Origin of the sequence: Paraburkholderia sp. JPY465, assembly GCF_050436725.1 — a bacterium.
In the GTDB taxonomy this organism is placed as follows: Bacteria; Pseudomonadota; Gammaproteobacteria; order Burkholderiales; family Burkholderiaceae; genus Paraburkholderia; species Paraburkholderia youngii.
In genome coordinates, this window is record NZ_JBNDMT010000002.1 from 2,450,164 (window position 1) to 2,462,826 (window position 12,663).

The following is a 12,663-nucleotide window of genomic DNA, read 5'->3' on the forward strand; positions in this document are numbered from 1 at the left end:
TCCATTGCGGGAAAGTCTCGCGATCAGCGGATGAGTAATTTATCGACAGAGATCTCGTTGCGGCTTTGTCCTATGTTCAATTTGGCGACTTTAGGACGAGGCTGATTATATTCGTTGCGCAATAAAAATAAGATTATCTGGGATTTCGGCTAGGAACAAGTCGGTTTATTTCCTGCGTCATTGATAATTTTTTGATGATTTCGGCATGTCGATTTCACATTTACAGGCATCGCGACTGTGATGCAGGCCTGAATAGCGCTTTGCGCTTATCGGAAAGTAAATTCGTAAATAAGTGACAAATTTCAGTGCTGAAGGAAATTAAGTTTTTTATCACGGTGGTCAAAGGTGCGGACGGTGAACGCGGACGGCGCCGGCTTGGCGCCGAACTAAAACGCGAGCGGCACGACGGTCATCAACTTGGGTGACGCGGTCGCCACATAGCCGCATACGTGAATCTATTTTTTTGAACTGGAGAATATTGATGAACAAGTCGTACAGGAGTATTTGGTGCGAGAAGACCGGCACTTTCGTTGCCGCGGCCGAGACCAGTCGGGCAAAAGGTAAGAAGCCTTCGTCGGGCGTCGTCGCCACCGCGATTGTGTCTGCTGTGGGCGTGGCCGCATTCATGGCGCCGCAGATGGCGCTGGCGTTGACCCATGGCTCGAGCTTGGTCCTGTGTAACCAGTCTGCAAACTCAGGGGGGGGCTATAGTTGGGGGCCGGGCGGCACAAGCAAGCAAGTCGGTTGTGGTCCTGGCTCTAATCCCTTCGGTGATGGCACCCAGTCTTTCCAGCTCGGCAATGCCGGCAACGACAGCGGCGCCGCTAACGGTGAAGCGCAGACCGCCTATGTCGCAGGATTCTCCGATGGCACCCTGGTGCTGGGTGGGACCAACGGCGTCCACGTGCGTGCCGAAATGGATCTCGACAATCACACAATAACGAATCTCAAGCAAGGCGCAGTGTCGGCGACCAGTAAGGACGCGATAAATGGCTCGCAGCTGTACGCGACGAACCAGTCGATCGCCAACCTGGATGACCGGGTGACGAACGTGTACGAGAAGGGCACGAAGTACTTCCACGCGAATTCGACGGGTACGGATTCTTCGGCGACGGCTCAGGACGCGGTGGCGATCGGTGTGGGCACGGTGTCGGCAGGCGACTACGCCACGGCGGCTGGTCCTTACGCTAAGGCATCAGAATTCGGTGCCACGGCGCTTGGTAATGTGGCTAAAGCGCTTGGATCCAAGTCCACGGCGATTGGTTTTAACACGAATGCGACAGGCGCCGCCGCCGTGGCGCTTGGTGATACGGCAGGCGCGACAGGTGAGTTTTCACTGGCGCTGGGTGCGCGCGCCGCTGCAACGCAGGCGAATTCGGTAGCGCTGGGCGCAGACTCGACGACGTCGGCTGCGGTGAGTCCGAGCGGCACGTCCATCCGCGGTACGAACTACTTCTTTGCCGGTTCGAATCCGACTGGCACGGTGAGCGTGGGCAGCGTGGGCAAGGAGCGCACGATCACGAACGTGGCCGCGGGTCGCCTGAGCGCGACGAGCACCGATGCGGTCAATGGTTCTCAACCTCGGCGACCAGGTGTCGAGCATCGGCGACCAGGTAACGAACGTGTACGAGAAGGGCACGAAGTACTTCCACGCGAACTCGACGGGAGCGGATTCGTCGGCGCTGGGTGCGGACTCGGTGGCGATCGGTATGGGTGCGGTGTCGAACAACGCGGGAGATGTGGCGCTGGGCGCAGGCTCGGTGACGGCCGCGGCGGTGGGCACGACGGGTGCGAGCATCGGCGGGACGGATTACGCATTCGCCGGTGCGAACCCGGCGAGCACGGTGAGCGTGGGCAGCGCGGGTAACGAGCGCACGATTACGAACGTGGCCGCGGGCCGCCTGAGCGCGACGAGCACCGACGCGGTGAACGGCTCGCAGCTGTACGCCACGAACCAGCAGGTGGACCAGCTGAGCCAGGACATCCGTAATGGTGCCGGCGGCGGGGCGGATGCGCTGGCGGTGCATTACGACGATGCCACGAAGGACACGGTCACGCTGGGCGGTGACAGCAATGGCACGAAGGTCACGAACGTGGCCGAAGGCGAGCTGTCGTCGACGAGCAAGGACGCGGTGAACGGTTCGCAGCTGTATGCCACGAACCAGCAGGTGGAGCAGAACACCACGTCGATCACCAACCTGGGCGACCAGGTGACGAACATCGATGGGCGTGTGACGAATCTGGGCGACCGGATCACGCAGGTTGACCAGAGCTCGGTGAAGTACGACACCAACCCGGACGGGACGGTGAACTACAACAGCCTGACGCTGGGCGGTGACACGTACAACAGCACGACGCATACGGGCGGCACGCGCATCACGAATGTGGCGGAAGGCGTGGACCCGGGCGATGCGGTGAACATGGCGCAGCTGACCGAGACCAACACCAACGTGACGAACCTCGGCGACCAGGTGTCGAGCATCGGCGACCAGGTAACGAACGTGTACGAGAAGGGCACGAAGTACTTCCACGCGAACTCGACGGGAGCGGATTCGTCGGCGCTGGGTGCGGACTCGGTGGCGATCGGTATGGGTGGCGGAAGGCGTGGACCCGGGCGATGCGGTGAACATGGCGCAGCTGACCGAGACCAACACCAACGTGACGAACCTGGGTGACCAGGTGACGAACGTGTACGAGAAGGGCACGAAGTACTTCCACGCGAACTCGACGGGTGCAGATTCGTCGGCGCTGGGTGAGGACTCGGTGGCGATCGGTATGGGTGCGGTGTCGAACAACGCGGGTGATGTGGCGCTGGGCGCAGGCTCGGTGACGGCCGCGGCGGTGGGCACGGCGGGTGCGAGCATCGGCGGGACGGATTACGCATTCGCCGGTGCGAACCCCGCGAGCACGGTGAGCGTGGGCAGCGTGGGTAACGAGCGCACGATCACGAACGTGGCCGCGGGTCGCCTGAGCGCGACGAGCACCGACGCGGTGAACGGCTCGCAGCTGTACGCCACGAACCAGCAGGTGGACCAGCTGAGCCAGGACATCCGTAATGGTGCCGGCGGCGGGGCGGATGCGCTGGCGGTGCATTACGACGATGCCACGAAGGACACGGTCACGCTGGGCGGTGACAGCAATGGCACGAAGGTCACGAACGTGGCCGAAGGCGAGCTGTCGTCGACGAGCAAGGACGCGGTGAACGGTTCGCAGCTGTATGCCACGAACCAGCAGGTGGAGCAGAACACCACGTCGATCACCAACCTGGGCGACCAGGTGACGAACATCGATGGCCGTGTGACGAATCTGGGCGACCGGATCACGCAGGTTGACCAGAGCTCGGTGAAGTACGACACCAACCCGGACGGGACGGTGAACTACAACAGCCTGACGCTGGGCGGTGACACGTACAACAGCACGACGCATACGGGCGGCACGCGCATCACGAATGTGGCGGAAGGCGTGGACCCGGGCGATGCGGTGAACATGGCGCAGCTGACCGAGACCAACACCAACGTGACGAACCTGGGCGACCAGGTGACCAACCTCGGCGACCAGGTGTCGAGCATCGGCGACCAGGTAACGAACGTGTACGAGAAGGGCACGAAGTACTTCCACGCGAACTCGACGGGAGCGGATTCGTCGGCGCTGGGTGAGGACTCGGTGGCGATCGGTATGGGTGCGGTGTCGAACAACGCGGGAGATGTGGCGCTGGGCGCAGGCTCGGTGACGGCCGCGGCGGTGGGCACGGCGGGTGCGAGCATCGGCGGGACGGATTACGCATTCGCCGGTGCGAACCCGGCGAGCACGGTGAGCGTGGGCAGCGTGGGTAACGAGCGCACGATCACGAACGTGGCCGCGGGTCGCCTGAGCGCGACGAGCACCGACGCGGTGAACGGCTCGCAGCTGTACGCCACGAACCAGCAGGTGGACCAGCTGAGCCAGGACATCCGTAATGGTGCCGGCGGCGGGGCGGATGCGCTGGCGGTGCATTACGACGATGCCACGAAGGACACGATCACGCTGGGCGGTGATACGTACAACAGCACGACGCATACGGGCGGCACGCGCATCACGAATGTGGCGGAAGGTGTGAACCCGGGCGATGCGGTGAACATGTCGCAGCTGACCGAGACCAACACCAACGTGACGAACCTGGGTGACCAGGTGACGAACGTGTACGAGAAGGGCACGAAGTACTTCCACGCGAACTCGACGGGTGCAGATTCGTCGGCGCTGGGTGAGGACTCGGTGGCGATCGGTATGGGTGCGGTGTCGAACAACGCGGGTGATGTGGCGCTGGGCGCAGGCTCGGTGACGGCAGCGGCGGTGGGCACGGCGGGTGCGAGCATCGGCGGAACGGATTACGCGTTCGCCGGAGCGAACCCGACGAGCACGGTGAGCGTGGGCAGCGAGGGTAACGAGCGCACGATCACGAACGTGGCCGCGGATCGCCTGAGCGCGACGAGCACGGACGCGGTGAATGGCTCGCAGCTGTACGCCACGAACCAGGCGCTGGACCAGATCGGCAGCAACATCACGAATCTGGATCAAGGCGCGGTCAAGTACGACATCAACACCGATGGCACGGTGAACTACAACAGCGTGACGCTGGGTGGTGGCCGGTCGTCTGGCCCCGTTGTGTTGACCAACGTTGCCAATGGATCGTCAACTTACGACGCCGTGAACTACGGCCAGTTGGAAGCGCTGCAGACCGAGGTGACCAATGTCAACAACCGGGTCACCAACCTCGAGAACAACGGTGGCTCGGGGGGCAGCGGCGGTTCGGGTAGCAATCCGTACTTCAACGCAACGGATACCTCTTCGGATGATGGTGCTGTTGTCAACGCTGCATCTCCGGGCGCAGGTGCGGGCAGTACTACGGCTGGTTCCGGTGCGGTGGCTACGGGCGACAACGGTACAGCAGTCGGTTCGAACGCCAACGCAGCAGATAGCGCAGTGGCAATGGGCGCAGGCGCCGCGGCATCTGCTGGTGCGGTTGCGGTCGGTCAAGGCGCACAAGCCACGGCTTCCAACTCGGTTGCCTTGGGTCAGGGTTCGGTTGCCGATCGGGAGAACACGGTTTCGGTAGGCTCCGCTACGAAACAGCGTCAGGTCACCAATGTTGCGGCTGGCTCGCAGGCAACCGATGCCGTCAACGTTTCGCAGCTCAAGACCGCGGTTGAGGGTCTGGGCGGCGGAGCCAGCATCGATTCGACGACCGGTGCGGTGACCGGCCCGTCGTATCAGCTGTCGGGTGGCACGTACTCGAACGTAGGCGATGCCCTGTCGGGTCTCGACGACCGAATGAACGCTGCAGATCAGGCGATCAGCGATGTGGCCAAGGGCGCTTACTCGGGTATTGCCGCAGCCACTGCGCTGACGATGATTCCGGACGTCGATAAGGACAAGACGCTGGCGATCGGTATCGGTGGCGGGACCTATAAGGGCTATCAGGCTGTCGCGATTGGTGGTACGGCTCGCATCACGCAAAACATCAAGATGAAAGCGGGTGTTGGCATGTCAAGCGGCGGTACGACTGTCGGAGTGGGTGCCTCGTACCAGTGGTAACCGTTTAGTAGGAGAGGGGGTACGCCCCCTCTCCTACGCATCGAGTTCTTTAATCTTTTCTGCTTTCGCTTCAAGCGAATCTACAAATATGAAAAAGCACAATTTAATTTATCCACGCCTGGCATTGCTGGGCTCAGTATTGGGGCTTGTGGCGGCATGTACGACGCAATCGGGCCCGACCTACAACGCACATGCAATTGTTGCTCCAGACCAGAAAGCGCCGACTTATCGCGTCGAATGCAGCGGTCTGCTCGAAAGTTCGCAAACCTGTTTCAAGGTGGCGGCCGAGATTTGCAAGGACAAGCCGGTCACGCTGGTGGAGGCGGTCGATGGAGTCAGGTCTGGTGTCAATACAAAGAATCCGCGCGAGATTACTTTCATGTGTGGTAACGCGATCAAATTCACCGCCACGGGCGATGTACTGCTCGAGGTCTACCTGAAGGATGACACAGCCGTCGATTCTCCGATCGTGATCGGCGTCAGCGACACCGGCATCGGCATGACCCCGCAGCAGCAGGAGACGCTATTTCATGCTTTCACACAGGCCGATTCGTCGATTGCGAGGCGTTACGGCGGAACAGGCCTCGGACTCGCGCTCTGTTTGCGCCTGACTGAATTGATGCATGGCACGATTTGGGTGAAAAGCGAGTTGAATGCCGGAAGCACCTTTGTCGTGACCTTGCCCATTCCGGTGAGTGCAGCCACCCCGGTCAGCGCAGCAGGACATACCAAAGCCGAATCGAAGTCCAGCGAGATCGACACACACGCCATTCAGATCCTCGTCGTCGACGATCAGCTCGCCAACCGGGAGTTGCTCGTCGCGCAACTTGCTACGCTGGGATACGAGGCCGATATGGCCGATAGTGGCGGGGCGGCATTGCGGCGCTTCAACGAGCGCCACTACGATCTGGTGCTGACCGACATCAATATGCCGGGGATGGACGGGTATGCGCTCGCGCGGTGCCTTCGTGCCCAAAGCGAGACGCTGCCGATCATCGCGATTACCGCTCACGTCGCGGCAGAAGAGCGCGCGCGATGCGCGAACGCCGGAATCGACGAGGTCCTGCTCAAACCTGTCCTGCTAGACACGATGGACGCGACCGCGCGGCGACTGGTCGACGAGGCCGGCAGGCGCCCCGCGAATGCCACGTTGGCGAGGCGCGACATCTCGCAAGGGCCATTGCCCGAGCACATCCATGCCGCGATGACTCAGACGCTGAAGGATTCGCTTCGGGAACTGCACGCCGCCATTGAACTTGGGGATATGAAAACGGTGCTCGCCCAACTTCATGCGGTACGCGGATCTTTCGCGATGATTCAGGAAACCGAAGCGGCGAATGCTTGCGCACAGATGGAGCAGCAAGCCAGAAATAACGACATCGCTGCCGTCAAGGATGGGCTCGATCGTTTCGAGCCACTTGCTTATTCGGCGCTCGCGCGGCGCGTCATTGCCGTGCAGTCCGGCGCATGAGTCTCGGCGTCGGCGCTGAGTCAGCGGGCGCCTGAACAGAGCGTCGACTTCTCCGACGACTCTTCAGGCGTTGGCCAATACCTTCGATGCCGATTTCACCGGCGCGCCGCGACCGGCACCCGTCCAGTTTCCCCTTGATGCCCCAGCGCGCGCGACAGATTGCCCACCTCTCGCTTGAGCAACGCCGCGAACTGCGCGACGCGCTCATCGGTTACGCGCACACTCGGCCCGAAGATGCACACCGAACCCGCCACCTGGTTCGCGCCGTTGAAGAACGGCGCGGCCACCGCGACCGCACCGGCGATCAGCTCGTGATGGCTGGTGCCGAAGCCCTTTGCGCGGACCGCATCGAGATCGGCGGCGAGCGTCGCGACGTCCTGATTCGGATCGGTCAGATAGCGCCGCAGATCGTCCTCTGACAGCGGCATCTGCGAAAGAATCGTGCGGCCGCTCGCGCCGAGCACTAGCTTCTCGCGATAGCCGACCCCGCGCCGGAAGCTGAGCGGCTGCGGACTTTCCAGTTCGGCCACGCAAATCCGGTAGGTGCCCTCCGGCACGAACAACGCGACCGTCTCAGACGTCGCTTCCCAAAGCTCGCGCAGCATCGGCTGCGCGAGTTGCGCGATCGTATTGTTCGCCATCCACGCGTGCGCGACTTGCGCGACCGAACTGCCGAGCCTGAAGCGCTGCGGCTCGCCGGACGACGCGAGAAAGCCGTTCTGTTCGAGCGTATTCAGCAGCCGGTACAGCGTCGGCCGGCTCAGGTCCACGCGGGTCAGCAACTCCGCAACGGTCAGTTCCTTGTCCCCGGGGCGGAACGCCAGAAGAATTTCTAGCGCCCGCTCGACTGCTCGCACATTTTCGTGCGGCTTTTTCTCTTCCATTTGAAATTTCCTTTCCACGTCGGTCCGCGTCGATTGCACATTGTAGTGAAAGTCCCTATCGCAACGAACTTGACGCAAATCAGTCTGTCCGTACAATGAGATCACATTCTCACACAACGGACAACCGGATTCGGAGGAATTATGGACAAGAGCATGTCGGAGACGCTGGTTCGCACTGGCCCGGGCACGGCGATGGGTAATCTGATGCGCCGCTACTGGGTGCCGGTGCTGCTCGCGAGCGAAGTCGCGGAGCCGGATTGCCCGCCGGTGCGCGTGCAGATCCTCGGCGAAAAGCTGCTGGCCTTTCGCGATTCCGAAGGCCAGCCGGCGCTGATCGACGAGTTCTGCTCGCACCGCGGCGTGTCGCTGTACTTCGGCCGCAATGAGGAGAACGGCATTCGCTGCTCGTATCACGGCCTCAAATTCGACCGCAACGGCAACTGCGTCGAAGTGCCGTCCGCACCGCAGGCGTGCAAGCACATGGGCATCACCGCGTATCCGTGCATCGAACGCGCGGGCATCGTGTGGGCGTACATGGGGCCGAAGGACCGCCAGCCGGCGCCGCCGGATCTCGAGTGGTGCAACCTGCCGGAGAGCCACGTGTTCGTATCCAAGCGGCTGCAGGAATCGAACTACCTACAGGCCATGGAAGGCGGCATCGACACGAGCCACGTGTCGTACGTGCACCGCTACGAAGTCGACGATGATCCGATGCACCAGGGCACGAAGGCGCTCGACTACATCAAGGCGGACGGCAACGTGATCTTTGAGATCGAGAAGCAGCCGTTCGGCCTCACGCTGTTCGGGCGCCGCAACGGCGAGCCGGATTCGTACTACTGGCGCGTCACGCAGTGGCTGTTCCCGTGGTACACGCTGATCCCGCCGTTCGGCGACCACTCGCTCGCGGGCCACGTGTGGGTACCGATCGACGATCACAGCTGCTGGGCGTGGAGCATCAACTTCCGTCCGGACCGTCCGCTCGACGAGCAGGAACTGGCCGACCTGAATGCCGGCAAGGGCATTCACTGCGAGTACGAGGAGGGTGGCTCGTTCCGTCCGAAGGCGAACAAGGACAACGACTATCTGATCGACCGCAAGGCGCAGAAGGAAAAGCGCGCGTACTCGGGCGTGTTCGGCTTCGCGATGCAGGACGCGTCGCTGCAGGAAAGCATGGGTCCGATCCAGGATCACAGCAAGGAAAAGCTGCTGCCGACCGACCGCGCAATCGTAATGGCGCGCCGCATGATGTACGAGGCGGCAACCGCGCTGGTGCCCGATACCGATCCGCCCGCGATCGACGCCGACCAGCAGCGCGTGCGCGCGGCCGGCGTGCTGCTGCCGCGCGATCAGAAACCACAGGAATGGGCGGTGATCCATCTGCACGACGGCAAGGACCAGCCGATCTACACGATCTGATGCACGGCGGGGCCGGACTTCGTTTCGGCTCCGCGTGTCGTCACCTGGTCCGACTGGACCTTCTGCCCATTCCGCAAAAGGAGGCCGGCTGCGCGCCGGCAAGCAATGCAGCAACGTAAAAGACTCGAAGACAAGGTCGCGCTGATCACTGGTGGCGGAGGAGGCATCGGCGCCGCCACCGCGCGCGTGTTCTGCTCCCAGGGCGCCGCGGTGGTGCTCGTCGATGCGAATCCGGAGGCGCTCGCGCGCGTCGCGGACGAACTGAAAACGGCCGATCCGTCCGCGCGTGTCGAGACGTTCGCGGCAGACGTGTCGGATGACGCCGATGCGGTGCGCGCGGTGCAGTTCGCCGCCACTTCGTTCGGCCGGCTCGACGTGCTGGTGAACAACGCGGCGATGCGCAACTACAGCGCGCTCGCCGACGCGACGCCGGCCGAGTGGCAGGCGATGGTGTCGGTCAATCTGGTCGGCACGTCGAACTATTGCAGGGCGGCGCTGCCGTTCCTGCGTCGCGCGGGCCGCGCGAGTATCGTCAACGTATCGTCGTGCTATGCGGTGACCGGCCGCAAGGGCATGGGCCTGTACGACGCGACCAAGGCCGGCATGCTGGCGATGACCCGCACGCTCGCGTTCGAGGAGACCGCGAACGGCGTGCGTGTGAACGCGATATGCCCCGGTTCGACGCTGACCGGATTCCACGTGAACCGCGCCATTGCAGCAGGCAAGAGCGTCGAAGCGCTGAAGACCCAGCGCCAGGACACGTCGCTGATAGGCCGCTGGGCATCGCCCGAAGAGATCGCATGGCCGATCCTATGGTTCGCGAGCGACGAGGCGTCGTACATCACGGGCACGACGCTGATGGTCGACGGCGGCCTGTCGGCGATGTGAGCGGAGGAGAGGTGGCATGAACATGACCGATTCCACGCTGATGGTGCGGGTTGCCGCACGGCGCGACGAAGCCGACGGGATCGCCGGCTTCGAGTTCGTCGATGTCAACGGACGCGAGCTGCCGCCGTTCGAGGCGGGCGCGCACATCGACGTCTACGTGCCGGGTGGGCCGGTGCGGCAGTACTCGCTGTGCAACGCGCCTCACGAGCGTCACCGGTATCAGATCGCGGTGTTGCGCGACGCCGATTCGCGCGGCGGCTCGCTGCGCATGCACGACGCGGTGAACCAAGGCGACGCGATCCGCATCGGCGTGCCGCGCAATCATTTCCCGCTCGCCCGGCACGACGCGAAGCCGCTATTGCTCGCGGGCGGCATTGGCGTCACGCCGATTCTCTGCATGGCGGAGCAGCTGGCAGCGATGGGCGCGGCGTTCGACATGCATTACTGCGCGCGCTCGAAGAGCCGGGCAGCGTTCGTCGAGCGAATCGCCGCGTCGTCGTGGGTCGACAACGTGCAATACCACTTCGACGACGAGCACGGCATGCTCGATCTGAACGCACTGCTGACAGTTGGCGCGGACCGGCATCTGTACGTGTGCGGTCCGCAGGGCTTCATGAACGCGGTGCTCGACACGGCGCGCTCGCTCGGCTGGAGCGACGATCGTCTGCATTACGAATACTTCGCGGCGGCGCAGCCTGCCGGCGACGGCGGCTCGTTCGACGTGCGGCTCGCGCGCTCGGGCCGCGTCGTGTCGATCGCGGCCGATTGCACGGTCACGCAGGCGCTCACGGCGGCGGGCGTCGACGTGCCGGTGTCGTGCGAGCAGGGCATTTGCGGCACCTGCATTACGCGGGTGCTCGAAGGCGAACCCGACCACCGGGATCTGTACCTGTCGCCTGAGGAGCAGGCCCGCAACGATCAGTTCCTGCCGTGCTGTTCACGTGCGAAGTCGAGGGTGCTGGTGCTCGATCTGTAACGGCAATCCCCGGCGCCGGTCACAGCAGGCGGCCGGCGCCTTATCCATCAGAAAGAAAGAAAACGGGCGGCCGCTGGCACGCTCGGCATTGGAGGAGTCATGGAGAAGAATCTGGCGTCGTCGGAGGGCATGTCCGCGAGCGTCTGGGCCACGAACGCCGCACGGGAGGCGAGTAGCGCCGACACGAACCCGTATCGCTGGGTCGCGCTGTTCATCGTCTGGGCCGCGTTTCTGCTCAGCTATGTGGTCCGCGTTGCGTGGAGTACGGTGGCCGCGCCGGTCGGCGCGTCGCTCGGCATCAGCGTGTCGATGCTCGGTGCGTTCGTGACCGCGTTCTACGCGGGCTATGTGCTTGCGAACGTGGTCGGCGGCATGCTGACCGATCTGCTAGGCGGTCGCGCGATGCTCACGCTCGCGCTGCTGCCCCTTGGCGTGCTCACGTTCACCTTCGGCTATACGCATTCGCTCGCCTTCGGCATCGTGATTCAGGCGGCAATGGGTTTCGCGGCGGGCGCCGACTATTCGGCCGGCATGAAGATCATTCCCGCATGGTTCACGCGCGACCGGGGCCGCGCAATGGGCCTCTACACGACCGCGACGTCGCTCGCCGTCGTGATCGCGAACGCGGTCGTGCCGTCGTTCTCAGCGCGGCACGGCTGGTCGAACGCATTCCATATGCTCGGCATCGTCACGTTCGCGTGGGGCGTCGTCACGTTGCTGCTGCTGAAGAACCGGCCGTCGAACGAAGCGAAGCCCGCGCGCAACAGCCTGCAGGACATGCTCGGCCTGTTGCGCAACCGGAACCTGATCGCGCTGTCCATCGCGGGCTGCGGCGGCTTGTGGGCGACCGTCGGCTTCGCCGCATGGAGCAACGCGCTGATGACGCGGCAATACGGCATTGCGCCGATCGTCGCCGGATCGATCGTCGCCTCGTTCGGCATCGGCGCGGTGATCGCGAAGCCGACGCTCGGCTGGATCTCCGATCTGCCCGGCGTGTCGCGGCGGATGATGTCGATCGGCTGCCTGATCGCGTTCACGATCGCGCTGCTGGTGTTCGGCTACTGCTCGACCGCGCATCAGTTCTATCTGGTCGCGCCGATCCTCGGGGCGTTCTCGTTCGGCTATCTGCCGGTGCTGATGGCACAGGTCAGCGACGCATCCGGCAAGCGCCTCGCCGGCGCGAGCGCCGGCTGGACCAATGCGATCTGGCAGTCCGGCAGCGCGGTGTCGCCGATGGTGGTCGGCTCGCTGTATGGCGCGAGTCATTCGTTCATGCTCGCGCTCATCACGCTCGCGGTCGGACCCGCCATCGCGGTCGTCGCAATGTGCTTCGTCAATCCGCACATCGCACGCGAATGACCGACTCTCTCCGGTAGCCGCCGCGGCCACGCGCCGGCTACCGCGACCACAGAGATCGAACGATCACGCTTTCGCAGCACAAAACAACTCAATTTCCA

The 12,663-nt window shown here is 63.4% G+C and carries 6 protein-coding genes and 4 pseudogenes; 9 read left to right on the forward strand and 1 reads right to left on the reverse strand.

The window, feature by feature from the left end; translation table 11 throughout:
- Positions 1-481: 481 nt before the first annotated feature.
- The 5 genes and pseudogenes from QFZ94_RS13420 to QFZ94_RS13440 all read left to right on the forward strand — a co-directional run.
- Positions 482-1,555, forward strand: a pseudogene (locus QFZ94_RS13420) (ESPR-type extended signal peptide-containing protein); the annotation flags it as partial.
- Between the two features lie 109 nt (positions 1,556-1,664).
- Positions 1,665-2,201: pseudogene (locus QFZ94_RS13425) on the forward strand (hypothetical protein); the annotation flags it as partial.
- Positions 2,202-2,384: 183 nt separating this feature from the next.
- Positions 2,385-2,675: pseudogene (locus QFZ94_RS13430) on the forward strand (hypothetical protein); the annotation flags it as partial.
- Positions 2,617-5,571 (forward strand): annotated as a pseudogene (locus QFZ94_RS13435) (YadA-like family protein); the annotation flags it as partial. The pseudogenes QFZ94_RS13430 and QFZ94_RS13435, both read left to right, overlap by 59 nt.
- Positions 5,572-5,659: 88 nt before the next feature.
- A complete protein-coding gene (locus QFZ94_RS13440; RefSeq protein ID WP_429457426.1) occupies positions 5,660-7,042 on the forward strand; it encodes a response regulator in 1,383 nt (460 codons plus the stop codon).
- 95 nt (positions 7,043-7,137) lie between these two features.
- Here QFZ94_RS13440 and QFZ94_RS13445 read toward each other — a convergent pair whose 3' ends face one another.
- Complete coding sequence (locus QFZ94_RS13445; RefSeq protein WP_429457428.1) at positions 7,138-7,926, reverse strand: IclR family transcriptional regulator; 789 nt, start codon at positions 7,924-7,926, stop codon at positions 7,138-7,140.
- Between the two features lie 141 nt (positions 7,927-8,067).
- On the opposite strand from QFZ94_RS13445, the gene QFZ94_RS13450 reads away from it, so the two are divergent.
- The 4 genes from QFZ94_RS13450 to QFZ94_RS13465 all read left to right on the forward strand — a co-directional run bounded on the left by QFZ94_RS13450 (position 8,068) and on the right by QFZ94_RS13465 (position 12,565).
- On the forward strand, positions 8,068-9,342 hold the full coding sequence (locus tag QFZ94_RS13450) for a Rieske 2Fe-2S domain-containing protein (RefSeq protein WP_429457430.1): 1,275 nt from the start codon (positions 8,068-8,070) through the stop codon (positions 9,340-9,342).
- A gap of 105 nt (positions 9,343-9,447) precedes the next feature.
- On the forward strand, positions 9,448-10,230 hold the full coding sequence (locus QFZ94_RS13455) for an SDR family NAD(P)-dependent oxidoreductase (RefSeq protein ID WP_429457432.1): 783 nt from the start codon (positions 9,448-9,450) through the stop codon (positions 10,228-10,230).
- 16 nt (positions 10,231-10,246) lie between these two features.
- Complete coding sequence (locus QFZ94_RS13460; RefSeq protein ID WP_429457434.1) at positions 10,247-11,206, forward strand: PDR/VanB family oxidoreductase; 960 nt, start codon at positions 10,247-10,249, stop codon at positions 11,204-11,206.
- 99 nt (positions 11,207-11,305) lie between these two features.
- Positions 11,306-12,565 (forward strand): MFS transporter, encoded by a 1,260-nt coding sequence (locus QFZ94_RS13465; protein WP_429457436.1) that lies wholly within the window; start codon positions 11,306-11,308, stop codon positions 12,563-12,565.
- The last annotated feature ends 98 nt before the right edge of the window (positions 12,566-12,663 follow it).